Here is a 26,400-nt window from a genome sequence, read left to right as displayed (position 1 = left end):
GTAGAAAACTCTTGATATTTATAAAATATACCTAAAATTAGGTATATTCTTAATATAAAAGGTGAATAATTAATGGAAAAAATAATTGAAAAATTAATAAATAGTTTAACAGATGATCAATTTTTAGAATTTCATGAAAAAGTCAAAAAAGAAGCAGAATTAATTAAAAAACAAAAACGCTTAAATGAAATTGACCAAAAATTTAGGGATAAAGTTATTAAATGTCCTAATTGTCAATCTTTTTATTGTGTTAAAAATGGCCATAATCCTGAAGGAAAACAAAAATATTTATTCAAAAAATGTCGTGCTAGTTTTGATGCTTTTCGTGATCATTTTACGTATTGAAGTCATTTAAATTATGAACAGTGAAATTTATTGATTCAAATTTCATTATTAGGCCAATCTAGTAAAATGATTTCCCGCTTTATTAAAACATCACCGAAAACCGCTTGATATAATCGCTAAAAAATAATGAAATCAAAACAATTAGAAAACACCCAATTAAAATTTAAAACGTTAAATGGCCAAATTCAAATCGATGAAACATTTATTAAAGAAATCCACAAAGGTAATTTTAAAGATAAATTTGATAAAAGAAAAATTCATCTTGATTCATTTTCAACCAACACTAAATGTTGTATTAAAATGGCTGTTGATAGCAATAATAATATTTATGTTAAATCAACCAACACAAAACGATTACAAAAACAGTGAATTATTGAAAATATTAATAAACAATTAATCAAAGAAAATTCAATTATTATTTCTGACATGCAACCATTATATTTATTAGTAGCAAAACAAACAAATTCTATTTTATTAGCAACTAAAAATAGTACAAATCCTGATGCTAGTTATCGGAAGTTAAATAAAATTAGTAAATTACAATCAAATCTTAAATAATCCTTAATTCATTATCATGGCTTAGGTTTCACGAACATTCAAAATTATTTAAATCTCTGAAAATGAAAATACCAGCATAAAGGTTTAACACCAAACCAACAATCATCGGTATTATATTTTAACGTATAAAAAAGTTAAATAACAATATTAAAAGTTTATATAATTTTCTTTTAAAGTTATCATATTGATGATTTTTTTTATTTCATCAAGATTTTTCTACAAAATTAAAAACAATATTTGTTAATGGATAATTAATTCCCGGCCCTAAAATTTCACCTGTCTCATCGTCAACCTTATGTTGGGACAACAATCGTAAATCAATTTTTTGAATATAAATTTTTAAATCTGGATATTCTTTTAAAACATTATCAAGACCATCATAATGGTCAATATGCCTATGTGTAATAAATAATGCTTTTAAGGTTAATTTTTTTTGTTTAATATATTCAATTGCTCTTCTTGTTGCATTTGATGCATCAATCATAATTGCCTCATTTTGATTATTAATAATTAGGTCGCATAAAGAAAATAAGGGTTTTAGACAAATAAGAAAAAAAATACCTTTTTAATTTATTGAACTAAATAACATTTAAAAATAAAAACCCTTATTTTCTTTATACGACCTAATTACTTTTCTACCCTTAATGATATGATAATCCAAAAATTTGCTAACAGTTGTCGTTTTACCACCTCCTGTTGTGCCAATAAATAGCGCATTTGAATTTTGAAAATCACCGCCACGTTTAAATTGGTCAGTAAAAATTACATCACCAGTAGTGTTATAACCAACAAATAATCCTTTTTCATCTTCTAAAGCGTTATTTAAAAACGGAAATAAATTCCCTAATGTTGCACATGGCATTTCATAAGAATTATGATATGCAGTTGGATAAGTTGGTTTTGGTAATAAGGCACCTATACCCACTTATTTGTCGAAAAAATAAATAATCCATTTTCATATTAAGACTTTTTAATAAAATATGTAGTCTTTCTTCTGATTGTTTTAACATATGCCGATTAAAACCATAATTTAAAAAAATAAAATTTACCCGTTTAATTTATTCTTCTCCTGGCGCAATTAATTGCACTAAATTTTCAAACGATTCATATTCACGTTCTTTTTCTGAACAATTAACCGTCTTTTTAACAGAAAAATAATTAGTACGGGCATTAATCATTGCTCGTTGTAATTGTTATTTAACTGCATCGAGATTTGTATTAGAAATATTAAAAATAACTGTACTATCTGTTGTACATAATTTTGCAGCTCAACCATCTTGTGGATAGATTGGATAATTTTGTATTCCTTTAATAGAAAATTGAGCATCATTTATGCGAAAACCACTTTTAGTAAAGGAAATATTATCTAATGCTAATAATTCATTAACATTATCTTGATACTCATCAATTTTTTCATTTGAAAACTTTTCATCAAATGGATTAAAAATTAGTTTAATTGTATTGGATAGGCTACAATTATTAGGGCCATAATTATATAGACTTCAAAATTAGATAAAATTATTAAGAAAAAAGGAATATAAAAATGGGAAATAAAACTTCATACTCTGAAGAATTTAAAAAACAAATTGTCATGCTATATAAAAATGGTAAAAGTGTTATTAATCTAGGGCAAGAATATAATTTACCAAAACCAACTATTTATAGTTGAGTTAAAAATTATAATAATTCTGGTTCATTTAAAGCAAAAGACAATCGCACACTAGAAGAAAATGAAATAATAACTTTGCGAAAAGAACTTAAAGACTTGAAAATGGAAAATGACATTTTAAAGCAAGCCGCACTGATAATGGCCAAAAAATAACAATAATTAATAACAACAAAACAAAATATTCAGTAATAAAAATATGTAAGATTTTGGGTTTATCAAAATCAACGTATTATTATCAAACTAATAAATGTATTAACAAGCAAGTTAATAATTATGAACAAGAAATTATCAGTGCCTTTAATAAAAGCCGCAAAATTTATGGGGCTCGCAAAATTAAAGTTATTTTAAAAAGAAAATATATCATCTTATCGCGGCGAAAAATCAGATTCTTTATGATCAAAAATAATTTGGTTTCTAAATACACCAAATTAAAATATCATAATCATAAAACAACAGTCAATAATGACCAAATTAATAATATTTTAAATCGTCAATTTAACAACAAAAAACCTAATGAAGTTATTGTTAGTGATTTAACATATGTTCAAGTTGGCGCTAAATGACATTATATTTGTTTATTAATTGACTTGTTTAATCGTGAAATAATTGGTTATAGTGCTGGGCCGAATAAAACAGCCGAACTGGTCCAACAAGCTTTTCATAAAATAACACGACCATTAAATCAAATAACTCTATTTCATACTGATCGTGGTAATGAGTTTAAAAATAAAATCATTGATGAAATTTTAATAACTTTTAATATTAAAAGATCATTAAGCAATAAAGGCTGCCCTTATGATAATGCTGTGGCTGAAACAACTTACAAAACTTTTAAAACTGAATTTATTAAGGGTAAAAAATTTAAAAATTTAACACAATTAAAATACGAACTTTTTGATTTTGTGCATTGATATAACAATATTAGAATTCGTGGCAGTTTAAATTATTTATCTCCAGTTACTTTTAGAAAACAAATGTCTATATAAAAAGTGTCCTAAAAAGTGTTGCCATTCCACTTAGAACAAAATTTTGGTAAAAAATATGAACAAAAAATATGATTACAAAATCTAGTTAAATTTAGTCTTAAAAATGATATGCCAGTAATGCTTGGCATTAAAAGGCAGTCCGCCTTGATTACCAACTAGTCAAGTAAAACATGTTGTCATTATAATGGCAATATTGTTTGATGATAATCCGGATAAAACCATTTACTATATTAGTGATGCTTTTGATGGCACTACTAATAAAACTTTTACAGGCCATAATTTAATAAATATGTTTACAATAGCATCTGCTAATCTTGGCGCCATTGCAACGCCTATATAATTTAATAAGTTTTATGTTAAATTTTTTACGATAGTATTAAAACTAGGCAAAATATAATAATTATTGTTCTTTTAAAAATGTTTTAATTTTTTCTTGTAAAGTTGTTCGCCGTTTTTGTGGTAAATTATTAACTCCATATAAAAATGCTGATGGTTCACCAATTAAATATAATTTAGTTTTAGCACGGGTAATTGCTGTATAAATTAGATTTCGTTTTAACATTATTCAAAAACTTTTTGTTATTACAAAAATAATATTATCATATTCACTTCCCTGCAATTTATGAACACTACAAGCATAAGCCAAAGTAATATCATAATAAAGTTCTTTATTATATGCAATTACATTATCGTATTTTACTAAGATCACATCATTTAAATTTTTATCTTTTTTAATATCAACAATAATGCCAACATCGCCATTATAAATTTCTAATTCAGGCCGATTTTTAAGTTGCATAACTTTATCATTAACTCGGAAAAAACGATGCCCAATCTTAATTTCTTTTTGACCAACTGCATGATTCATTCGATTTTGCAAATAAGTATTTAATACATTAATTCCAACTGGACCATTATACATTGGTGCAATTACTTGAATAGCATTATAATCTGTTCCATATTCATCACTAAGTTTTTGATATAAATCACCAACAATTGTTAATAATGTTTGTGAATCAGTTTCATTAATAAAAGTAAAATCTTTTTTGTCAAATAAATTATTATCTTCAAAATGTTCTTGTTCAATTGAATAAGATAGTTCTAAAATGTCATTTCCAGCTTCTTGACGATAAACTTCTTCTAATTTAATAACATTAAAAACATTACTTTGAATAATATCTCGTAACAAATCACCACAAGCAACTGACGGTAATTGATTTTGGTCACCAATCAAAATTAATTTACGAAAATTAACACTAGCTTTTGCAATTTGTGCTAATAACAAACTGTCAACCATACTAACTTCATCTAAAATTAAAATATCATTTTCCAAAGGATTATTTTCATTATAAAAAAACTGATTAGTTAAAGCATCATATTTTAATAATTTATGAATTGTTAAAGCTTTCTGCCCAGTTTTTTCTCGTAATCGTTTTGCTGCTTTTCCGGTTGGTGCTGCTAACACAATTTTTAATTGCTGGTAAACTTTTTTTAAAAGATTAACAATACCGTCAACAACTGTTGTTTTACCCGTGCCAGGTCCCCCAATAATAACTAAAAAATTAGAATGCACAGCAGCCTTTATTGCTTTTGTTTGATTAATATTATAAGTAATTTGTTTTTTATTTGTTAACTTTTCTAACTCTTCTGTTAATTTTTGATCGTCATATTGATCAATCGTATTCAAACCAACTAACATTGCAGCAATATTAATTTCACTATGATATACTTCTGCAACATAAATTTTATCATCCTTAAAAATTAATAATTTAATTTCTTTACTATATTTTAATCCGGCCAACAACTGTTCTTTTGTTAAAAAAGGAAAATTCTTTTGTAAGATTTTTGTTAATTCATTTAACATTAAATAAGTATCACCATTATTATTACAAAATTCTTTTGCTAAATGTCAGGCATAATAACCAATTCGAATATTAGTAAAAGGTTCTTGTTCAAATGCTAAATAAATCTTATCAATTGTTTTAAAAGCAATATTATCCTTTAATAATAATGAATAAGGATCTTTTTTTAATAAAGCATAAATCTGATCAACATTATATTTTGTTTTTAATAAAGATAAAACTTGTAAAGATAATCCTTTTTGATTAAATTGATGATTTAATTCATCATCACGGCTCATTAACTTAAATACCTTTGCAATAATATTAGCTTGTTTAACACTAATACCCGGGATTTTATGTAAGATTGATAAATTTTCTTTAATCTTAGTAATCACATCGGTTTGATAATAATCAATAATTATTTGTGATGTTTTTTCACCAATTGTGGGAAATAAACTACTAGTTAAATATTTTAAGACCTCATCATTACTCCGTGGAGAAAGTTTATGAATTTCCTTAACTTCAAAATTTTCACCATAGCGTTCATTATAGACAAAGTCCCCTTGTAATTCATATAATTGTTCTGGCTGTAAAGCTGATAAAAATCCTTTAATAAAAATAAAATGTGTTTTATCATTTTCTAATTGAAATTTACAAATCCGATAACCATTATTGGATTCAAAAACAATTAATTTTAAATAACCCCTTATTTTTTCAGCCATTTTAGTAATCCTTTCCTATAAATATCATAATTTTTGATTATCTAAATAAACATCATTAATAACTCCGCCCCCAAGACAAACTTCATCATCATAAAAAACAGCAGCTTGTCCTGGCGTAATCGCTTTTACTTTTGTTGCAAATTGCACAAGACATTTATTATCAATTAAAACTGTTACTTTAACAGGGATATCTTTTTGACGATAACGAAATTTAGCTGTACAATTAAATTCTTTTTCACGTAAAGTATTAATTCAATTAACATCAGCAATAATACAACTAGTTGAATATAGTCATTTTTCTTCACTACTTTTTGCAACATATAAAATATTGTTTTCTACATTTTTACCAGCCACAAAATATGGTTGACTCATCCCGACTAAATTTAAGCCACGACGTTGACCAATTGTATAATACATCACCCCATTATGACCACCAACAACTTCTTTTGTTTCAATATCAACAATATTACCATTTTGATTTGGAATATAATTTTGTAAAAAGTTTTTAAAATCACGTTCTCCAATAAAACAGATTCCTGTTGAATCTTTTTTATTAGCTGTGATTAAATTTTGTGCACTTGCAATTTCTCTAACTTCTTTTTTTGTTAAATTTCCTAACGGAAAAAATGTTTTTGATAATTGCCCTTGGTTCAACTGACTTAAAAAATAAGTTTGATCTTTATCCCGGTCAATTCCCTGTAATAATTGATATTCTTGTAATTCTTCATTAAATTGTACTTGAGCATAATGTCCCATGGCAATAAAATCAGCATGATAGTTATTAATTGCATAGTTTAAAAAATAGTCAAATTTAATATACTTATTACATAAAATATCTGGATTAGGAGTTCGCCCTTTTTGATATTCATTAATAAAATGTTTAAAAACATATTCTCAATATTCTTTAATAAAATCAACACGGTGCAATGGTATTTGTAATGTTTTGCTAACATTAACAGCATCATTATAATCAAGTTCTTGTGGACAAATCACATTATTAATTGCTTTATTTCCTAAAATATCATTATTTAATTGACTGTCTCAATTTCGCATAAAAAGACCTTCTACATCATAACCTGCTTGTTGTAATAAATATAAACTAACTGAAGAATCAACCCCTCCAGATAATCCAACAACAACTTTTTTCATTGCACATCACTTCCTTTTTTATTAATAAATAATAATTAATTAGTACTATTATTTTAACATTGAAAATTAAAAATCCCAAGATAATAAATTGGTTTTCTATTGTTTAAATAATTTACTATATAATTTTAAGACTAGAGTGTGGAATGGCAACACTTTTTAGGACACTTTTTATATAGACATTTGTTTTATAAAAGTAACTGGAGATAAATAATTTAAACTGCCATGAATTCGAATATTGTTATATCAATGCACAAAATCAAAAAGTTCGTATTTTAATTGTGTTAAATTTTTAAATTTTTTACCCTTAATAAATTCAGTTTTAAAAGTTTTGTAAGTTGTTTCAGCCACAGCATTATCATAAGGGCAGCCTTTATTGCTTAATGATCTTTTAATATTAAAAGTTATTAAAATTTCATCAATGATTTTATTTTTAAACTCATTACCACGATCAGTATGAAATAGAGTTATTTGATTTAATGGTCGTGTTATTTTATGAAAAGCTTGTTGGACCAGTTCGGATGTTTTATTCGGCCCAGCACTATAACCAATTATTTCGCGATTAAACAAGTCAATTAATAAACAAATATAATGTCATTTAGCGCCAACTTGAACATATGTTAAATCACTAACAATAACTTCATTAGGTTTTTTGTTGTTAAATTGACGATTTAAAATATTATTAATTTGGTCATTATTGACTGTTGTTTTATGATTATGATATTTTAATTTGGTGTATTTAGAAACCAAATTATTTTTGATCATAAAGAATCTGATTTTTCGCCGCGATAAGATGATATATTTTCTTTTTAAAATAACTTTAATTTTGCGAGCCCCATAAATTTTGCGGCTTTTATTAAAGGCACTGATAATTTCTTGTTCATAATTATTAACTTGCTTGTTAATACATTTATTAGTTTGATAATAATACGTTGATTTTGATAAACCCAAAATCTTACATATTTTTATTACTGAATATTTTGTTTTGTTGTTATTAATTATTGTTATTTTTTGGCCATTATCAGTGCGGCTTGCTTTAAAATGTCATTTTCCATTTTCAAGTCTTTAAGTTCTTTTCGCAAAGTTATTATTTCATTTTCTTCTAGTGTGCGATTGTCTTTTGCTTTAAATGAACCAGAATTATTATAATTTTTAACTCAACTATAAATAGTTGGTTTTGGTAAATTATATTCTTGCCCTAGATTAATAACACTTTTACCATTTTTATATAGCATGACAATTTGTTTTTTAAATTCTTCAGAGTATGAAGTTTTATTTCCCATTTTTATATTCCTTCTTTCTTAATAATTTTATCTAATTTTGAAGTCTATATAATTATGGTCCTAATAATTGTAGCCTATCCAACAGCCGAACTGGCCCAACAAGCTTTTCATAAAATAACACGACCATTAAATCAAATAACTCTATTTCATACTGATCGTGGTAATGAGTTTAAAAATAAAATCATTGATGAAATTTTAATAACTTTTAATATTAAAAGATCATTAAGCAATAAAGGCTGCCCTTATGATAATGCTGTGGCTGAAACAACTTACAAAACTTTTAAAACTGAATTTATTAAGGGTAAAAAATTTAAAAATTTAACACAATTAAAATACGAACTTTTTGATTTTGTGCATTGATATAACAATATTCGAATTCATGGCAGTTTAAATTATTTATCTCCAGTTACTTTTAGAAAACAAATGTCTATATAAAAAGTGTCCTAAAAAGTGTTGCCATTCCATAATATAATAAATCATAAACCATAAAATATATAACCTTATACCAGTATATTTTTCTTTTAATTCGTCAATCGTTGAAACTGTATCTAAAATACATACAAATGCTAATAAACAACTAATAATAAAATATAAAACTAAATCAACCCAAGAAATAAATAAACCATTTTGTTTCTTTTCTTTTTTATTTTCTACATTACTTTTCATAAATTTATCTCCTAACTATATAATGTTTTTGAAATAATAAAACCAATAATATATAAACTTGATATTGTTAACATTAACGGATGACTAAATAAAATCGCCATTTTTTCAAAAATAGATAACAACCAAGTATCAGAATTATATAAATCCATAATAATATTTTTTGCTGATGTCAACTGATTAATAATAACTGTAATAAATCCAGTTCCAAATATAGCGATTGCCGCTACCAATAAAACTAACTTAATCATATAAAATCAACTCCTTACTTATTTTTTTATTCTTTTAGTGCTATGAATTCTTTTAAACCCTTGTTCTCTTGTTTTTGCTTGTTTTGCTAAACTTTTTATAACTGTTGTTTATTGCGACTAACTTTAAATTGTTTTCGTTCTTTAATGTGTTTTTGTAAACCTTGGTTTAGTACTAGAAACACCCCGAACAGTAGCGCCGTATAGTTTAAAACTATTGATAACACCACTTTTAACTGTTGAACCTAAATCGTTATAATTAGTTGATGTTCCGTGAATAGCATAAATTGATAACTTAATAACCACAAAAAAGATTAAAAAATAAGCAATTGTTATATTTGTCATTGGTAATTTAGTATTTCAAATTACATCAAAAAAAAATAAAAAAGTATCAAAAATAAAACTAAAAATCTTATTTCAATTATCGTTATTAACACTTTCACTTAATAAATTACTCATCTTTTTTCTTTCCTTTCACTTTTTTTGCTTTTAAATTTTCTTTCAAAATATCAATATCAAACAATTCTAAGCGTTGTTTATTATTTAATTTTGATATATCCTTTCAAAAATATTCTTTTTTATTAATAACTTCATCATTTTTTAAATCACGGACAAAACTTAATCAATAACTATCATATTTATTAGCAAATTCAAGCGGAATAATTATCTTAAAAAAACTAATTCCTAATCCAACATCCGACTTATGTTTTGCTCGTTTACCTTCTGCTGTTCGTTCTACTGATTTTGTTTTTCAAATTTCATAATCCGTAATATCTTGGAAAATACCAATTCGCATAACAAAACTACGATTAAAAATATTACCTAATTTTGACTTAACGGGTTTTTTCAATGAAATAGGAATAATAATACCACTTGCTAAATTACGAATATTATTTCACATCACACCCTCACGCCGAACTGTAAATATAGCACGATGACAAAAATGTCTCTCTAAAACAATCCACACACTTTTACCACCATGAACTTTTTTAACTTCGTGGGGACTAGTTCCATCAATATATAAAAAACTCTCATCAAACAAAATTAAAATATCATATGGTGGTATTAATTTAGTTCTATCAGTAAAATCTAAATTATTAAAAGTTAAAAGTTTTACTTCATCATCTTCAATTGGATAATTACTATAAATTTTCTTCGTTAAAAGTTTCATAACTTGTGATAGAAAAGTTAAAAGCAATGTTTTACCAGTTCCTAATTTATCAATAATTACTGATAAAGGATTATCCCAAATAAAATAAACTAAACGAAAGACATTTAACTGATAAAAAATATTTTTTCAAATTCACCAAACAAAATATACACATTGTAAAGCAAATAATAATCAAAATACTAAACCAGTATAATTTAATGAAATTATTCAAAGTAATAAATCAATTAAACTAAACAAAACCATTGAACCACTAATATAACAAAAGTTTATTAGAAAAAATGCAAACTTTTTCATTACTTAAAATACCTAACTATTTTAAAAACCATTCACAATAAGAATCAAGTTAAAAAAAAAATTACAATTCAAACACCAACAATTAAAGTTAAATATTCATTTTGTGTTAAATTTCAAGTTGTAATAGTTTCAACATTTGTTTTATCTATAAACAAAAATACATGAATAAAAAACTCTTTTAATTTTGTTCAATCATTTTGCATCTTTAAAAACTCCACATTTTCTGAATAAGTTTAAAAAACATTCCAAAAAATAAAATTATAAATAATACAAATGATATAACATATAAAAATTCTGGGGCATTAGAACCAATTATATAACTAACAAATTGAACTCAATAATTATATAAACTCATTATCTAATTCTTCCAAATCACGAATTAATTGTTCTACTTTTTCATCATTTCAATTTATTAAATTATTATTGTTATTTGTTTTTACTTTTTTAGGTTCATTTTGAAATAATGCTTTATGCATACGCGTAAAATAGTTTTGTTTATATTGATTATACAAATCAATTATTTCTGTTCCAGTTAAATATTTTAAATCGTGTTGTTTTAAATTTTCATCATATTTTACAATACGATAAGAATTGTCATAAATCAATCCGATTGCTACTTGTTCAGAGCGTTTTTGACTAGGATAAATAAATTTATTACTCAACCAAAAACCAATATGGCGATTATGATTAGGAAAATTTATAAAACTTGCTTTATCTGTTTCAAAAGGGATAAGTTCCTTATAAATAAAATAATTTGCTATATTTTGATTTTTCTTAACAAAATTACTCAATTTTATCAACTCATAACTAAATATTTGTTTAATAAACAATGTTATATTTAATGTTTATATATTGCTTATTTATTGATAAAAACACTGATTATTAACAATGTTATACATAATGCTAATATATTGTTTGTTTAATGTTTAATAAACAATGTTATTAACAATGTTAAATATATAAAATAATAAAAATTGGCACACTGAAAAACACTATTAAGTTTTAAAATAATAGTTATATAAAATAAATTAATAAAAAATAAATAAACTAGTGTGCCTTAGTTTTTGTTAAAATACTTTGAATATAGAGTAATATACTCTTAAAATCCTTTAACCATATGACGGAAAAAGTTTAATATCTTAATAATAATAAATAATCCAAATGGAATTAAAATAATTCACGCATCACCTAAAAAGGTCATTAATTGCGGCAAAATACCATATACAGCATCTTTTACTTTACCCATTGCATTACCTAATCCAGTTCAAATGGAATCCATTCCAGTTCCAAAAGTAACTGCATCTGCTAAAAAATTCATTATTTTCTATCCTCCCTTTTTTCAAGTTCTTTTTTTTCTTTTTTCTTACCTTGAATTTGTTTAACTTTTTGATAAATTGATAAACCAATTAACGCAAAAACCCCTAACAAAATCAAAATACTAAATATTCATGTTAATCACACTGGCATGATATAACTCCTTTCAATAAATTAAAAAATTGAAATTTGCAAACTCGCTCCGCCCGTTGTCGCTTTGCTCCACTTAAAAAACATTATTGAATAAATTATCCGCTAATAAATTACGCGGAATAATTTATTCTTTTACTTTTTAATTTCAATATCTTTTGCAATCTTATTGACAGTATTAATAACAATATCTTTACCATACTTTTTCACTAACGACCGCAAAATAAAACATTGCTTTGTTTGCATAATTTCAACTCCTTATTTAAAATATTAATAAAATTTATTTCTAAAACTGTAAATACCACAAAAGCACAAAATGTATGTGGTTTCTACAAAATTTCACTGTTCATAATTTAAATGACTTCAATACGTAAAATGATCACGAAAAGCATCAAAACTAGCACGACATTTTTTGCATAAATATTTTTGTTTTCCTTCAGGATTATGACCATTTTTAACACAATAAAAAGATTGACAATTAGGACATTTAATACCTTTATCCCTAAATTTTTGATCAATTTCATTTAAGCGTTTTTGTTTTTTAATTAATTCTGCTTCTTTTTTGACTTTTTCATGAAATTATAAAAATTGATCATCTGTTAAACTATTTATTAATTCTTCAATTATTTTTTCTATTAATTATTCACCTCTTATATTAAAAATATACCTAATTTTAGGTATATTTTATAAATATCAAGAGTTTTCTACAAAATTAAAGAAGAAATGTGTTTTAATAAATGTGTAAATAAGATACTTTTAAATTAAGCGGTTTAATGATTAGCTATTTTTGAAAATAGTTTAAAATTATTGTTAAACTGGTACCTAAAATAATATTCGAACAAAAACCAGGAAAATAAGACTTATCTTAAAAAATATGTTAAAATATTATAAGAATTATGCTAATAATTACTTATTACAAAAAAAGGAGGACAACAAGAATGCCTTTATGAGGAGGACTTATTATTGGGATTGGTTGTTTAGTTATTGGTGGAGTTTTAGGATTTTTAATTACCAAAAAAATTGTGCAAAAACAATTACGTGATAATCCCCCAATTACTGAAAAACAAATTCGGGCAATGTATATGCAAATGGGACGCAAACCATCGGAAGCAGATATTAAAAAGGTTATGAATTCAATGAAACGCGCAAAATAAGATTGGATTTAATATCTTTTGCCAATAATGAAACACATGTTAGAATAATAATCTAACATGTGTTTTTGTTTTACCAAATAATTAACATTAGAAATACTTTTGCATAAATTTTCAAAAAAGAAGAAAACAAATTGCAAAGAAGAAAGAAAAAAATAAAATCAGAATAGACATATGTTATGTTGATTTAAGATGTTAGAAGAAACCTTCATTATCTTAATACTACAAAGATGATAATTAGCAAGGAGGGATAAAAATGTCAAGTTTTTTTATCTTTAACAACTGGCGATTATGTTTTAAATTTCTTTAAAGAATTTATTGGCACACCAGCAATCTTGATTGGTTTATTTGCCCTAGTTGGTTGTTTATTACAACACAAGAAATTGACCGAAACAATTTCGGCAACAATTAAAACAACCATCGGGTTTTTAATTATCGGTGGGGGTCCCGGATTTTAGCTGGTGCAGTTGGTAAATTAAGAAATGATTTTAATTTATTGTTTGGGATTAATGGGATTATTGCTAATAATGATGTTATTCCTGGGTTATTTTTAAATAGTTTACCAAAAATTGTGTTAGCTGAATCATTAATTATGATTTGTGCAATGTTATTAAATATTTTATTAGCACGTATTACAACTTATAAATATATTCTTTTAACTGGCCATGTCTTATTTTACTTATCAGTAATGTTTGCTAGTGTTTTAAATTTAGCGGGGTTAAATTTAGTTGAAAATTTACCAATTATTGTTATTACTGGTGCATTATTGATATCCCTATGAATGATTATTTCACCAGCGTTATTAAATAAATATGTCATTAAAATTACGAAATCCGATACCTTAGCAGTTGGACATACCGGATCATTATAATACTTGTTTTCGGCTTGAATTGAAATTGTAATTGCAAAAATAAGTCGCAAATCACTTAAATCAACAGAAGAAATTAAGTTTTCAAAAGGATTAAGCTTCTTACGTAATACTAATATTGCAACTGCAATAACAATGTTTTTCTTATACTTAATTATTTACTTTACTGCATGGGGTGTGAAATGCTATGATGCCTTAGTTAATGCTAACATTCTTAATACTGGCCAAGATGTTTTTGTCCAAGGATTATTACAATCATTTACCTTTGCTGCCGGGGTTGAAGTATTACTAATTGGGGTTCGAATGTTTATTGCCGAAATTGTTCCTTCGTTTAAAGGAATTTCTCAAAAGCTAGTACCAAATGTAAAAGCGGCGTTAGATTGTCCAACAATGTTTCCATATGTCCAAAATGCAGTCTTAATTGGCTTTAATGTATCATTTCTTGGCGGAATCATTGGCATGGCAATTACAATTATTATTGTTCATCAAATTGGCTGACAAGATCATAGTTTTATTGGCTGAGCAATTGTGATTCCAAGTATTGTTCCGCATTTCTTTGTCGGAGTAACCGCTGGTGTCTTTGACAATGCGTATGGGGGCGTATGAGGAGCAATCTTTGGCCCATTCCTAAATGGGATTTTAATGACTTTTATTCCATTCTTATTTTTTGGTTTAAAATATATGCATACATTAACAAATGCTAATGGTAGCTTAAACGGTTTAACATGAGGGGATAGTGATTTTATCTTAGGTTTGGACAATTGCTGGGTTAGGACAGTTAGTCGGACGGAAAGTTAGTTTATGATTGTTGCCAGTTCTTGCCGTTATCTTGTGACTAATATTACCACTTCTTAATTTAATAACTTTTTTACGAACAAAAAAACATTACCAATCAAAACCACTTCCTATTAAAACTAATCTTAATGCACCATCCAAGCAACCTATCACTGGTCCAAACCCGGCTACTTAAAACTACCGATCGTAACAAACTTGTTGCTGTTTGTGGGCAAAGATTAGGTTCATCATTATTAATTGAAATAAACATTAAAAGGATTGTTCAAGAATTAAATTTACCGCGCTTAGAAGTAACCCATACTAATGTGAATGCTTTTGATGATACTGACCAACAAATTTTAGCAGTTATTTGTGGTGCGGATTTAGCACATTCAATTCCATATCAGAATAAAATTATGTTAGATAATTTATTAGATGAAACAGAATTAAAAGAAAAACTACTACAATTTTTACAAGAACATTAATAAAACAGTATTGTTAACGCCATCAATTTATTGTGGTGATACTGCTAATTTAAGTGGTGAAGTAAGAAAGTTACAAGCAGTGGGCATTAATTGGATTCATTTTGATGTAATGGATGGTCATTTTGTTTCAAATTATGGGTTGGGCCCAAAAGAACTCAATGATTTAAAAAACCATTATCCAAATTTAACCGTTGATGTGCATATTATGGCCTTTAATATTATGAATATTATTCCATTATTTACAAAAGCTGATTATTTAACTTTTCATTGAAATAGTGTTAAAAATAGGGGAGAAGGGGAGAATTTAGTTACTGCGATAAAACAACATCACCTTAAAGTTGGCATTGCCTTAGATCTTAATAATGACATTAATGAAATTGTTCCGCTGTTAGCTTCTATTAATTTAGTAACTTTAATGGCAATTAAACCAGGCTTTACTGGACAACAATTTGACCCACTTATTTGAAAGAAAATTAAAGTTGGATGGGCTACAATTATTAGGACCATAATTATATAGACTTCAAAATTAGATAAAATTATTAAGAAAGAAGGAATATAAAAATGGGAAATAAAACTTCATACTCTGAAGAATTTAAAAAACAAATTATCATGCTATATAAAAATGGTAAAAGTGTTATTAATCTAGGGTAAGAATATAATTTACCAAAACCAACTATTTATAGTTTAGTTAAAAATTATAATAATTCTGGTTCATTTAAAGCAAAAGACAATCGCACACTAGAAGAAAATGAAATAATAACTTTACGAAAAGAAACTTAAAGACTTGAAAATGGAAAATGACATTTTAAAGCAAGCCGCACTGATAATGGCCAAAAAAACAATAATTAATAACAACAAAACAAAATATTCAGTAAGAAAAATATGTAAGATTTTGGGTTTATCAAAATCAACGTATTATTATCAAACTAATAAATGTATTAACAAGCAAGTTAATAATTATGAACAAGAAATTATCAGTGCCTTTAATAAAAGTCGAAAAATTTATGGGGCTCGCAAAATTAAAGTTATTTTAAACAGAAAAGATATCATCTTATCGCGGCGAAAAATCAGATTCTTTATGATCAAAAATAATTTGGTTTCTAAATACATCAAATTAAAATATCATAATCATAAAACAACAGTCAATAATGACCAAATTAATAATATTTTAAATCGTAAATTTAATAACAAAAAACCTAATGAAGTTATTGTTAGTGATTTAACATATGTTCAAGTTGGCGCTAAATGACATTATATTTGTTTATTAATTGACTTGTTTAATCGCGAAATAATTGGTTATAGTGCTGGGCCGAATAAAACAGCCGAACTGGCCCAACAAGCTTTTCATAAAATAACACGACCATTAAATCAAATAACTCTATTTCATACTGATCGTGGTAATTAGTTTAAAAATAAAATCATTGATGAAATTTTAATAACTTTTAATATTAAAAGATCATTAAGCAATAAAGGCTGCCCTTATGATAATGCTGTGGCTGAAACAACTTACAAAACTTTTAAAACTGAATTTATTAAGGGTAAAAAATTTAAAAATTTAACACAATTAAAATACGAACTTTTTGATTTTGTGCATTGATATAACAATATTCGAATTCATGGCAGTTTAAATTATTTATCTCCAGTTACTTTTAGAAAACAAATGTCTATATAAAAAGTGTCCTAAAAAGTGTTGCCATTCCAAATGATTAACCTCTTTATTTTATATATAATACATTATAAGAAAAAATGAAAGGAATTTGTATAAAAATGAGAAAATTTAAACATTTAATATTTGATGAACGAGATTTATTTAAGGATTTATTGTTATCTGATGCTTGTAAAAAGAAAAATGGTACGATTAATTTATCTGAAATATCACGACAAACTGGTCGTTGAGTTAATACTGTTAAAAGAGAAATTAAGCGATTTAAAAATATACAAGATTATAATCCATATCAATCACAAAAATATTATAAACAAAAACGTAAAAAATGCATTAAAAAACTACCTGAATTTAAAAAAGAGCAGTTAGATTTTATTAAAATAAGATTTAATAAATACCACGATACACCCGAACAATTGATTTATTGTTATTGAAGTTTGGTGTTAAATTTCCTGCTTGTGTTAAAACTTTTTATAAATGAATTCGCTTAGGGGAATTTGGATTAAAAAAAAGAAAATTTACCCCATCGTGGTAAAAAATATAAAACAAAAGGAAAACCTGATAATCGTGGAAAATTAATTGATTTAAAATCAATTTGAGATATTGAAAATAAAGTTTCTAGTATTGGTTGATTTGAAATGGATACTGTTGTGGGAAAACACCATCAATCTAGTTGCTTGGTATTAGTTGAACGATCAAGTAACAATTACTTTGCAGTGAAATTAAAAAACAATAGTGCTAGTGAAATTATAACAAAATTTAAAGATATTGTTATAAATAATAATTTAATTGGGAAAATTAAAGGAATAATAACAGACCGCGGGAAAGAATTTAGTAAGTGGAGAGAAATAGAAATATTTGCTGAAACACAAGTTTATTTTTGTGATCCTGGTAAACCACAACAAAAACCATTAATTGAACATATTAATGGCGAATTTAGATATTGACTTCCTAAGGTAACTGATTTTAATAATGTTAGTCAAAAAATGATAGATTGAGTAGTTAATGTTATAAATGATAAACTCCGACCGTGTTTAAATTGAATAAGTGCGAAAGAAATGTTTTTACAAAATATTAAATAAATTTATTAGTTAAAATTAATAAATTATTTTTCAGTATGCTTAAATACACTTAAAATAAAATGAAATAACAAAAATTTATTTTTTTTTTGAAAAAATGATTGCAATTTATTAAAAATATTTTATTATTAACTTAACATGTCGTTTGTATCTACACAGCGCCTAATAAAAAAATAAAAAATAAAAAAAATTTGCTAATTATAAATAGTTTTTCATAAATTAATAGTATAATTTAAATACCTTAAAGCACAAAATAATTTATTTTAATCAAAAACAGCAATAACTAGGAGGTTATAAGATATGACCAAACAAAAGTTAACTAAATGGTATTATAACAATTTAAAGGTTAATAATTGAAATTTATATGTTGCTGTTTCTGAGCAAAGCGTAACTTTTATTGGTTCTAATAACAAAGGGTTTAATGAATTAGAATCTTGGTTGAAGAAAAAGAGACCAAATATTTTATTAATTGCTGATCAAGAAGGAAAAACGAACCTTGTTATGGAACAATTAACGGAATATTTAATGGGAAAACGAACATTTTTTACTTTAGCGTTTGATTTCACTGGTACTTCGTTTCAAAAAAAGGTTTGAGCAGAAGTTGCTAAAATACCATATGGAACAACAACTTGTTATGCTGATATTGCACAAAAAATTGGACGTCCGCAAGCAATGCGAGCGGCGGGAACAGCAATTGGCAATAATGCCATCACAATTCTTGTTCCCTGTCATCGTGTTTTAGGAAAAAATAATGCTTTACGTGGCTATCGTGGTGGTGGGTTAGAAATGAAAGCATCGTTATTACAATTAGAAAATATTTGATAATTAGATTTATTAATAATTAGTATTTATTATTTTAAATTTATGCTTTGTTAAAAGTAGTTTTTATTACAATTAATTTTATTTTTAATTAGCATGTTGTTTATCAACAATAAATTTTTAATATATTAAAAGGAGAAAAAATTATGGGAAAGTTTCATACAATAGCAAGTAGTTTATTAGTGTTTGGAACTATTAATATGACATTTGTACCTACTTCTAGTTTTATTAATCAAAAGGGATATATTACAGAACTATCATCAACAGCAGTTTCATCACTTGACCAAGATGATTTTATTTATTCAGGCTATTTATTACAGTATTTTATTTATAAGTCTTCCAATATTGAACAAAACAAAACAGTAAAAATGATGGAAAACAATATTGTTACTAATAAAAATATAATTTATAATACTAAAACTAATATTAATAATGTGAAAATGGATACGAAAGAATTATTTGAAATGTCATTAATGGCCTCGATTATTAATGCTAGTATTTATGGAATGAAAACTTGAAAAGAATTTTTTGCTGAAGCATATTCAAAATGAATGACAATGCCAAATGAAATGAAAAATAAAAGTTGAGAGATTTTAAATAATTTTTTTATTGATATTTATACTCCGCTTCAAAAAGAAAATTTTGGTTTCCGGATTACTTCTTTACAAAATCAACGCGCTAAAATTGACCAGTATGTTGCAAAGTCAAACATTAGTTATAATACTAATTTAACAACTAAACCCATTGATTCAGTTGATTTAAAATATATTTTGCCATTTTTTGAACTTGGTTTACAACAATTAATTCCCCAAGATAGTAATTTATGAGCACGGAGTTATACTTTTAATGCTCTTAAAACAAGTTTAATTATGTGGCAGTCAAGTGGTGGAATGCGAGATATTGAAACTAACAATGTTAGTTTTAACGGGAATATTCTACGAAATAGCATTATTAATAATGGTAAGCAGGATTTAACGGCGGAATTAGGAGATATGATGAATGATTCATATACGAGAGCATCACAATCAGCGATTATAAAATTTGAAAATTTTATGAATACTAGTAAACAACAATATTATTCATCATTTGATAAGTTAGATGAAGATTTAAAAAAGATAACAGAATATGAAAATAATTATTATCATGAAAAAGGGAGTACTATTTTCTTAAAAGATAGTGTGCAAGCAATGCAAAAATATTATCAATGAAGTGATGATATTATGGAGTTTCTTAAAGATCAAATTTTAAATTTATTTAATATGACTTATGCAATAACTGGTGATAATTTTAAATATTTTTTAACTGGATTTATATTTTCTCCTGATGCTCCATTGCTAGAAGAAGGTAGACAAACAGCAGCTTATACAAATTATTCTTTTCAATTAGTACCAGGGTCAAATCTCTTTATTTCAACTAGACGAGCTTATATCGTTATTTCTGCAAAAGGATTTGATGATGCTTTGCAGGGAAGAACTCTTTCTGAATATCTAATTGGATGATGAAGCTCACCAAATGTTTTTTGTACTTTGAACCATGAGATGGGCCATGCTGTTGATGCTTACTATGGAATGATTAAAGAAGCGCGAAATGTTGCACCAAAATATTTTAAGAATCTTGTAAATAGTTTCGGAATTAAAGGACAATATATGGGTAACATTTTTGGCTATGATGATATTGCAAGTTATAATCAAAAGGTTAACATTATTAAAATTGTTTTAATTACTATGTTTGGTGCTTTTTGCACAAGTATTATTATTGCCGTTGTTTGAGGTACTAGTCGTAAGATTAGACCTCAAAAGAAATAGAAATGGTAAAAATGCAACAATATTGCATTTTTTATTTAAAAATAAAGGAGGAAAAAAATGAGTAGTAAAAAACAAATGACAAAATTTGGATTTATTGTTTCATCATTAGGTGCAGCAATTGGATTAGGGGTAATTTGAGGATTACCTGGTTATATTAATAAATATGGTGGATTTTATTTTTTCTTAATATATATTTTTGCATTATTAATTGTGGGAGTTCCATTATTAATTTTTGAATTTAACTTAGGAAATCTTCGGCGTAAAAGTGTAATTAACATTTTTGATAAGGAAAGTGTTCGCTTTAGTCGCTTTATGGGTTGGTTTCAATCAACTTTAATGATTATTATTCCGATTTATTATGCTGTTTTAGTTGGTTATACTATTATTTCAATTGGAATTGAATTTAGTCCTAACTTGATTAGTAATGTTGATGGAAATATTTTTAACCATCAGATTTTACAGCATGGTGGTTTTGGCGTAACTAACAATGGTGGTTTTCAATGAATTGTATTTTTAGCTTTTTTATTTGTTGTTTTGTTAGTTGGTCTTGTATTATTATTTGGAATTAAGGGAATTGAAAAAGTTAATAAGTTTTTTATGCCCTTATTATTTTTAATTATTTTAATTTTAGCAATTTATATTTTAACAGTTCCAGGGAGCCATCAAGGATTAGCAACGTTGTTTTTATCAAATAATTTAGAAAAATTAAAGCAAAGTCAAACATGATGTAGTGTTTTTTCCTTAGCTTTTTTTACAACATCATTAGGAATGGGAATGATGATGCGCTTTGCTGGTGTAGGTCCACATAACCAAGATAATGCTTCAAAAGCTTACTTATTAGTAATTGGAATTTTATTTTTATCAATTACTAATTTAATCTTTATTTTTGGTGCATCAGGGGCTATTGTTAATAATTTGGTTACTGATAAAAATGATATTTTATTATTTCAACAACAAATTGCTACTAAGTTTGGTAATGATTCAATGGTTTTTGTTTTTAATGTTTTACCAGAAACTTTCCATATTATTAATCAAAATACTGTTGTAGGAGTTGGAAATTTCTTAGGAGTTTTATTCTTTTTAGCTTTATTTATTGCCGGATTAAGTACAACGGTCGGTAATGTTGAAGTTATTGTGGATGCTATTGAAACACAATATGAAATTAGTAATCAAAAAGTAATTTGTGGTATTTGTTTAACAATTATTGTTGTTGGTTTATCACTAGTTTTTGAGAGCACATATCAGGTAATTAATTCCTTTCAATTATTAGCAGCAGGATTAGATTTAATTTTAGTATCTTTAGCACAAGTTATTTTCTTTGTTTGATATGCAAAAAAAATACATATTGTAATTAATTACAATAACCAAGTATCATGAATTAAATTAAATAAATTATATAAAATTATGATGTATTATTTAATTCCAATTATATTAGGTATTATTGTTGGCTTTTCAGTTTATAATTTTATTATTAGCTGTACAAGAAACGCTTGATATATTTCAGTATTAGCTTTCGTGTTAGGTATTTTTGTGCCAGTACTAGTTGCAAGTCTGAATAGTTATTATGGCATAAAACGAGAAAAAGGAGGACAGAAACCATGTTAGTTACCATCGCCATTGTTGTTTTATTAGTTTTAGCAGCTTTATTAGCAGTTGCTTTTGGTTTTTTTATCTATAAAGATTGACAACGTAGCCAGCATACATTAGAAGTCGATCAGAAATTAGCATTAGAACATAAGTTAGAAGAATATTTAGAGCCAAGTTTAGATCATAATACTAGTGAAAGAAAGTAGAAATAATAAAATAATTTTGGTATATGTGCTATAATGAATTAAATTAAATTAACTAACACAACTCAACATCAAAAAAAGTCAATAAATATAAGGGGTTAAAAAATAAGACCCCCATAAAATAATGGTTTTAGAGTAGTTATTTTCCGACATTTTGAATTTAAAAAAATAATTGTAAAATTAAAATATTGCAAAAGGAACTTTTATAAAAAATAAACACAATGAATAATAATGGAAGGAGAAAAGAAGAGGTCTATTTTTCGTGAATGCGTGGGCAAATTATTATGGAGTTTTTTTATTCCTAGTATAGAATATATATTTGATTCTAAAGTAAATATTATAGGTGATGATGCAAATGACAAATGATCCAGAACCGCAAAAGCTGATATTGAATTAAATTATAATAATGAATTAATTATATTAGAAATTCAAACAGGTTTTCAAGGAATAAATGACATTAAAAGACATAAAATATTAGAATCAAAAGAACAATTTTTAAGAAATTAAATTAAAACTTTTGTTGTACATTTTGATTTTTTTCTGGATATGTTTCATTTATTGATATTTACTCAATTAATGAAGATGATGTTAATTGAGTTACAAGAGAAAGAATGGAGGGGCAAGTATTATACAATATTTCTCCAAGTTATTTTATTTGAAAATTATGTGATGTGCAATTAAAGTTTATAGATATAAAAAAAATTTTAGAATTTTAGGAGATAAAATGAAAAAAAATAATGTAATTTATTTATTTAGTGGATGTGGTGGTTTATCGTATGGTTTTCATATAGACCATGATTATTTTAATATTATTTTTTCAAATGAAATTGATTCTCAAATTGCTGAAACTTATAAATATAATTATCCATTAACAAAAATATATACAGAAAATATAAACTGTTTAGCATAAGTATCCCAATTTTTATATAAATCCATAAACTCATCACTTGGCTTATCAAATGAAATTCCGGTTGAATAACTATCTTTTAAAAAATCTAAATATCATTTATCATTATAAATTAATAATTTTGATGTTTTTAAAGTGGAATTAATAAAGTAATTTGTTTCTGACCAATTTTTAAAAAACCACTACGTAAAAACAATGTATTAATAAAATCTGTTTCATTAATACCACTAGCTTGTTGAATATGATTAATAGTATAATTTTGCTGATTTAAAGGCTTAAAAGCCGTTAAAGTGATAAAAGGAATTACTAAACCTAAAATTCCTAAAATACCAACTGCAAATAAAGATAACGATTTTTTCACATAAATACTCCTAACTATTAATTACTTTTGTTGTTAACTTACCATATTTAATACCATATCACATCCACAATATAATTACATTAGCTACAACAAGTTATTACAAATTATTTTATTTTTAAAAATATGGTCAGTTAACAACAAAAGTAACTTAAAAAATATTTATCACATATGATTTTTAGAAATTATAACTGGTCGTCTTCTTGGCAAATTAAATTTATTAACACAATATTCAATATTTGCATCACTAACATTTAACTCTTTTTTAATTTCTAAATACGAGCAACCTTTTAAATACATTTCTTTTATTTTTTCTCACTTTAAAAAATTCTTAGATTTCAAATTATATTCAGACACTTTAATAATTTTGTCTAATTGATCCGAAATTCCACCTTCACAATAAAAACGATAACCTTTTCGATATTTAAAATAATGAATTCACAAACGAACCCTACCGGGTGAAATATTATATTTTTTACCAACTTTAAAAGAAGTCAACCCATTAAAATAAACATCTTTTATACAACCAATAATAAATTTATCAGAATACTTTTGATTTCAATTCTTTTTTCTAAGTCCTCTTGCATCATAATATAAATATTCATATGTTCCAAATAATGCATTATTAATTTTATTTAACATAATTTAAAACTCCTTACTAACTGGATAGGCTACAATTATTAGGACCATAATTATATAGACTTCAAAATTAGATAAAATTATTAAGAAAGAATGAATATAAAAATGGGAAATAAAACTTAATACTCTGAAGAATTTAAAAAACAAATTGTCATGCTATATAAAAATGGTAAAAGTGTTATTAATCTAGGGCAAGAATATAATTTACCAAAACCAATTATTTATAGTTGAGTTAAAAATTATAATAATTCTGGTTCATTTAAAGCAAAAGATAATCGCACACTAGAAGAAAATGAAATAATAACTTTACGAAAAGAACTTAAAGACTTGAAAATGGAAAATGACATTTTAAAGCAAGCCGCACTGATAATGGCCAAAAAATAACAATAATTAACAACAACAAAACAAAATATTCAGTAAGAAAAATATGTAAGATTTTGGGTTTATCAAAATCAACGTATTGGATAGGCTATAATTATTAGGACCATAATTATATAGACTTCAAAATTAGATAAAATTATTAAGAAAGAAGGAATATAAAAATGGGAAATAAAACTTCATACTCTGAAGAATTTAAAAAACAAATTGTCATGCTATATAAAAATGGTAAAAGTGTTATTAATCTAGGGCAAGAATATAATTTACCAAAACCAATTATTTATAGTTGAGTTAAAAATTATAATAATTCTGGTTCATTTAAAGCAAAAGACAATCGCACACTAGAAGAAAATGAAATAATAACTTTACGAAAAGAACTTAAAGACTTGAAAATGGAAAATGACATTTTAAAGCAAGCCACACTGATAATGGCCAAAAAATAACAATAATTAACAACAACAAAACAAAATATTCAGTAAGAAAAATATGTAAGATTTTGGGTTTATCAAAATCAACGTATTATTATCAAACTAATAAATGTATTAACAAGCAAGTTAATAATTATGAACAAGAAATTATCAGTGCCTTTAATAAAAGTCACAAAATTTATGGGGCTCGCAAAATTAAAGTTATTTTAAACAGAAAAGATATCATCTTATCGCGGCTAAAAATCAGATTCTTTATGATCAAAAATAATTTTGTTTCTAAATACACCAAATTAAAATATCATAATCATAAAACAACAGTCAATAATGACCAAATTAATAATATTTTAAATCGTCAATTTAACAACAAAAAACCTAATGAAGTTATTGTTAGTGATTTAACATATGTTCAAGTTGGCGCTAAATGACATTATATTTGTTTATTAATTGACTTGTTTAATCGTGAAATAATTGGTTATAGTGCTGGGCCGAATAAAACAACCGAACTGGTCCAACGAGCTTTTCATAAAATAACACGACCATTAAATCAAATAACTCTATTTCATACTGATCTTGGTAATGAGTTTAAAAATAAAATCATTGATGAAATTTTAATAACTTTTAATATTAAAAGATCATTAAGCAATAAAGGCTGCCCTTATGATAATGCTGTGGATGAAACAACTTACAAAACTTTTAAAACTGAATTTATTAAGGGTAAAAAATTTAAAAATTTAACACAATTAAAATACGAACTTTTTGATTTTGTGCATTGATATAACAATATTCGAATTCATGGCAGTTTAAATTATTTATCTCCAGTTACTTTTAGAAAACAAATGTCTATATAAAAAGTGTCCTAAAAAGTG

At 25.5% G+C, this 26,400-nt stretch carries 30 protein-coding genes and 6 pseudogenes; 20 read left to right on the top strand and 16 right to left on the bottom strand.

Translation table 4 applies throughout. From position 1 onward, the window contains the following. The first annotated feature begins 72 nt into the window (after positions 1-72). Together AAHM76_RS04915 and AAHM76_RS04910 are read left to right on the top strand one after the other, a co-directional pair. A complete protein-coding gene (locus AAHM76_RS04915) occupies positions 73-465 on the top strand; it encodes an IS1/IS1595 family N-terminal zinc-binding domain-containing protein (RefSeq protein ID WP_342255563.1) in 393 nt (130 codons plus the stop codon). A gap of 6 nt (positions 466-471) precedes the next feature. Then, positions 472-903, top strand: coding sequence for a hypothetical protein (locus AAHM76_RS04910; RefSeq protein ID WP_342255562.1), 432 nt, complete (start codon positions 472-474; stop codon positions 901-903). 118 nt (positions 904-1,021) lie between these two features. Here AAHM76_RS04910 and AAHM76_RS04905 read toward each other — a convergent pair whose 3' ends face one another. Together AAHM76_RS04905 and AAHM76_RS04900 are read right to left on the bottom strand one after the other, a co-directional pair. After that, positions 1,022-1,411, bottom strand: coding sequence for an MBL fold metallo-hydrolase (locus AAHM76_RS04905; RefSeq protein WP_342256840.1), 390 nt, complete (start codon positions 1,409-1,411; stop codon positions 1,022-1,024). Positions 1,412-1,492: 81 nt separating this feature from the next. Beyond that, entirely contained in the window at positions 1,493-1,828 is a 336-nt protein-coding gene (locus AAHM76_RS04900; RefSeq protein WP_342255561.1) for a hypothetical protein, read from the bottom strand. A gap of 407 nt (positions 1,829-2,235) precedes the next feature. Between AAHM76_RS04900 and AAHM76_RS04895 the strand changes: the two genes are divergently transcribed. The 3 genes from AAHM76_RS04895 to AAHM76_RS04885 all read left to right on the top strand — a co-directional run bounded on the left by AAHM76_RS04895 (position 2,236) and on the right by AAHM76_RS04885 (position 3,898). After that, a complete protein-coding gene (locus AAHM76_RS04895; protein WP_342255560.1) occupies positions 2,236-2,394 on the top strand; it encodes a hypothetical protein in 159 nt (52 codons plus the stop codon). A gap of 52 nt (positions 2,395-2,446) precedes the next feature. Continuing rightward, positions 2,447-3,558, top strand: a protein-coding gene (locus AAHM76_RS04890; RefSeq protein ID WP_342255559.1) for an IS3 family transposase whose coding sequence is annotated in 2 segments (ribosomal slippage) — positions 2,447-2,690 and positions 2,690-3,558 — 1,113 coding nt in all. Because the reading frame shifts where the segments join, the coding sequence is not laid out codon by codon here. A gap of 121 nt (positions 3,559-3,679) precedes the next feature. Beyond that, positions 3,680-3,898 carry a hypothetical protein gene (locus AAHM76_RS04885; RefSeq protein ID WP_342255558.1) on the top strand — a complete coding sequence of 73 codons (219 nt, stop codon included), beginning with the start codon at positions 3,680-3,682 and terminating at the stop codon, positions 3,896-3,898. 60 nt (positions 3,899-3,958) lie between these two features. Here AAHM76_RS04885 and recD2 read toward each other — a convergent pair whose 3' ends face one another. The 3 genes from recD2 to AAHM76_RS04870 all read right to left on the bottom strand — a co-directional run bounded on the left by recD2 (position 3,959) and on the right by AAHM76_RS04870 (position 8,550). Next, positions 3,959-6,121, bottom strand: coding sequence for an SF1B family DNA helicase RecD2 (recD2, locus tag AAHM76_RS04880; RefSeq protein ID WP_342255557.1), 2,163 nt, complete (start codon positions 6,119-6,121; stop codon positions 3,959-3,961). Between the two features lie 15 nt (positions 6,122-6,136). Continuing rightward, complete coding sequence (gene mnmA, locus AAHM76_RS04875) at positions 6,137-7,270, bottom strand: tRNA 2-thiouridine(34) synthase MnmA (protein WP_342255556.1); 1,134 nt, start codon at positions 7,268-7,270, stop codon at positions 6,137-6,139. 168 nt (positions 7,271-7,438) lie between these two features. Beyond that, positions 7,439-8,550, bottom strand: a protein-coding gene (locus AAHM76_RS04870; protein WP_342255555.1) for an IS3 family transposase whose coding sequence is annotated in 2 segments (ribosomal slippage) — positions 7,439-8,307 and positions 8,307-8,550 — 1,113 coding nt in all. Because the reading frame shifts where the segments join, the coding sequence is not laid out codon by codon here. An 84-nt stretch (positions 8,551-8,634) separates the two neighbouring features. Between AAHM76_RS04870 and AAHM76_RS04865 the strand changes: the two are divergent. Continuing rightward, positions 8,635-8,985: pseudogene (locus AAHM76_RS04865) on the top strand (IS3 family transposase); the annotation flags it as partial. Here the strand turns inward: AAHM76_RS04865 and AAHM76_RS04860 are convergent. The 9 genes and pseudogenes from AAHM76_RS04860 to AAHM76_RS08555 all read right to left on the bottom strand — a co-directional run bounded on the left by AAHM76_RS04860 (position 8,947) and on the right by AAHM76_RS08555 (position 12,882). Next, complete coding sequence (locus AAHM76_RS04860) at positions 8,947-9,216, bottom strand: hypothetical protein (RefSeq protein WP_342255554.1); 270 nt, start codon at positions 9,214-9,216, stop codon at positions 8,947-8,949. The pseudogene AAHM76_RS04865 and the gene AAHM76_RS04860 overlap by 39 nt on opposite strands. 11 nt (positions 9,217-9,227) lie before the next feature. Beyond that, entirely contained in the window at positions 9,228-9,464 is a 237-nt protein-coding gene (locus tag AAHM76_RS04855; protein ID WP_342255553.1) for a hypothetical protein, read from the bottom strand. Between the two features lie 18 nt (positions 9,465-9,482). Then, a pseudogene (locus AAHM76_RS04850) lies at positions 9,483-9,920 on the bottom strand (hypothetical protein). Beyond that, positions 9,913-10,926: a hypothetical protein gene (locus AAHM76_RS04845; protein ID WP_342255552.1), complete on the bottom strand. Its 1,014-nt coding sequence runs from the start codon at positions 10,924-10,926 to the stop codon at positions 9,913-9,915. The pseudogene AAHM76_RS04850 and the gene AAHM76_RS04845 overlap by 8 nt, the downstream one beginning before the upstream one ends. Continuing rightward, positions 10,926-11,129 carry a DUF2649 family protein gene (locus tag AAHM76_RS04840; protein ID WP_342255551.1) on the bottom strand — a complete coding sequence of 68 codons (204 nt, stop codon included), beginning with the start codon at positions 11,127-11,129 and terminating at the stop codon, positions 10,926-10,928. Before AAHM76_RS04840 ends, AAHM76_RS04845 begins: the two co-directional genes overlap by 1 nt. A 138-nt stretch (positions 11,130-11,267) precedes the next feature. After that, on the bottom strand, positions 11,268-11,717 hold the full coding sequence (locus AAHM76_RS04835) for a DUF3627 domain-containing protein (protein WP_342255550.1): 450 nt from the start codon (positions 11,715-11,717) through the stop codon (positions 11,268-11,270). A gap of 308 nt (positions 11,718-12,025) precedes the next feature. Continuing rightward, on the bottom strand, positions 12,026-12,244 hold the full coding sequence (locus AAHM76_RS04830; protein WP_004028164.1) for a hypothetical protein: 219 nt from the start codon (positions 12,242-12,244) through the stop codon (positions 12,026-12,028). Next, positions 12,244-12,393 carry a hypothetical protein gene (locus AAHM76_RS04825; protein ID WP_342255549.1) on the bottom strand — a complete coding sequence of 50 codons (150 nt, stop codon included), beginning with the start codon at positions 12,391-12,393 and terminating at the stop codon, positions 12,244-12,246. The genes AAHM76_RS04830 and AAHM76_RS04825 overlap by 1 nt, the downstream gene beginning before the upstream one ends. A 267-nt stretch (positions 12,394-12,660) precedes the next feature. Next, entirely contained in the window at positions 12,661-12,882 is a 222-nt protein-coding gene (locus tag AAHM76_RS08555; RefSeq protein WP_425289467.1) for an IS1/IS1595 family N-terminal zinc-binding domain-containing protein, read from the bottom strand. Positions 12,883-13,328: 446 nt separating this feature from the next. On the opposite strand from AAHM76_RS08555, the gene AAHM76_RS04820 reads away from it, so the two are divergent. From AAHM76_RS04820 to AAHM76_RS04760, 12 genes and pseudogenes are all read left to right on the top strand, one after another. Beyond that, entirely contained in the window at positions 13,329-13,544 is a 216-nt protein-coding gene (locus AAHM76_RS04820; RefSeq protein ID WP_342255548.1) for a YneF family protein, read from the top strand. A 332-nt stretch (positions 13,545-13,876) separates the two neighbouring features. Next, positions 13,877-15,207, top strand: a pseudogene (locus tag AAHM76_RS04810) (PTS transporter subunit IIC). 125 nt (positions 15,208-15,332) lie between these two features. After that, positions 15,333-15,668, top strand: coding sequence for a hypothetical protein (locus AAHM76_RS04805; protein ID WP_342255546.1), 336 nt, complete (start codon positions 15,333-15,335; stop codon positions 15,666-15,668). 10 nt (positions 15,669-15,678) lie between these two features. After that, positions 15,679-16,185, top strand: a complete 507-nt coding sequence (locus tag AAHM76_RS04800; protein WP_342255545.1) for a ribulose-phosphate 3-epimerase — start codon at positions 15,679-15,681, stop codon at positions 16,183-16,185. 44 nt (positions 16,186-16,229) lie between these two features. After that, positions 16,230-17,340, top strand: a pseudogene (locus tag AAHM76_RS04795) (IS3 family transposase). Between the two features lie 95 nt (positions 17,341-17,435). Beyond that, positions 17,436-18,413 (top strand): annotated as a pseudogene (locus AAHM76_RS04790) (IS30 family transposase). 297 nt (positions 18,414-18,710) lie between these two features. Next, on the top strand, positions 18,711-19,235 hold the full coding sequence (locus AAHM76_RS04785) for a methylated-DNA--[protein]-cysteine S-methyltransferase (RefSeq protein WP_342255544.1): 525 nt from the start codon (positions 18,711-18,713) through the stop codon (positions 19,233-19,235). 140 nt (positions 19,236-19,375) lie between these two features. After that, on the top strand, positions 19,376-21,034 hold the full coding sequence (locus tag AAHM76_RS04780; RefSeq protein WP_342255543.1) for a hypothetical protein: 1,659 nt from the start codon (positions 19,376-19,378) through the stop codon (positions 21,032-21,034). A gap of 57 nt (positions 21,035-21,091) precedes the next feature. Next, the gene (locus AAHM76_RS04775; RefSeq protein ID WP_342255542.1) at positions 21,092-22,639 is read left to right on the top strand and encodes a sodium-dependent transporter; all 1,548 of its coding nucleotides are present in this window, start codon (positions 21,092-21,094) and stop codon (positions 22,637-22,639) included. Continuing rightward, entirely contained in the window at positions 22,633-22,827 is a 195-nt protein-coding gene (locus AAHM76_RS04770; RefSeq protein ID WP_342255541.1) for a hypothetical protein, read from the top strand. The genes AAHM76_RS04775 and AAHM76_RS04770 overlap by 7 nt, the downstream gene beginning before the upstream one ends. Before the next feature lie 228 nt (positions 22,828-23,055). Further along, complete coding sequence (locus AAHM76_RS04765) at positions 23,056-23,331, top strand: hypothetical protein (protein ID WP_342255540.1); 276 nt, start codon at positions 23,056-23,058, stop codon at positions 23,329-23,331. 157 nt (positions 23,332-23,488) lie between these two features. After that, complete coding sequence (locus AAHM76_RS04760; RefSeq protein ID WP_342256839.1) at positions 23,489-23,734, top strand: DNA cytosine methyltransferase; 246 nt, start codon at positions 23,489-23,491, stop codon at positions 23,732-23,734. Here the strand turns inward: AAHM76_RS04760 and AAHM76_RS04755 are convergent. Both AAHM76_RS04755 and AAHM76_RS04750 read right to left on the bottom strand, forming a co-directional pair. Next, positions 23,719-24,092: pseudogene (locus tag AAHM76_RS04755) on the bottom strand (spiroplasma phage ORF1-like family protein); the annotation flags it as partial. The gene AAHM76_RS04760 and the pseudogene AAHM76_RS04755 sit on opposite strands and share 16 nt — an antisense overlap. Before the next feature lie 159 nt (positions 24,093-24,251). Then, on the bottom strand, positions 24,252-24,731 hold the full coding sequence (locus tag AAHM76_RS04750; protein WP_342255539.1) for a hypothetical protein: 480 nt from the start codon (positions 24,729-24,731) through the stop codon (positions 24,252-24,254). 150 nt (positions 24,732-24,881) lie between these two features. On the opposite strand from AAHM76_RS04750, the gene AAHM76_RS04745 reads away from it, so the two are divergent. Next, on the top strand, positions 24,882-25,112 hold the full coding sequence (locus AAHM76_RS04745) for a hypothetical protein (RefSeq protein ID WP_342255538.1): 231 nt from the start codon (positions 24,882-24,884) through the stop codon (positions 25,110-25,112). Positions 25,113-25,270: 158 nt separating this feature from the next. After that, a protein-coding gene (locus tag AAHM76_RS04740) for an IS3 family transposase (protein WP_342255537.1) occupies positions 25,271-26,382 on the top strand; the annotation gives its coding sequence in 2 pieces (ribosomal slippage) (positions 25,271-25,514 and positions 25,514-26,382; 1,113 coding nt in all). Positions 26,383-26,400 lie beyond the last annotated feature (18 nt).

The organism is Spiroplasma endosymbiont of Poecilobothrus nobilitatus (assembly GCF_964030655.1).
In the GTDB taxonomy this organism is placed as follows: Bacteria; Bacillota_I; Bacilli_A; order Mycoplasmatales; family Mycoplasmataceae; genus Spiroplasma.
Note: the sequence above shows the minus strand (reverse complement) of the source record. Positions and strands in the feature narration are given on the sequence as shown.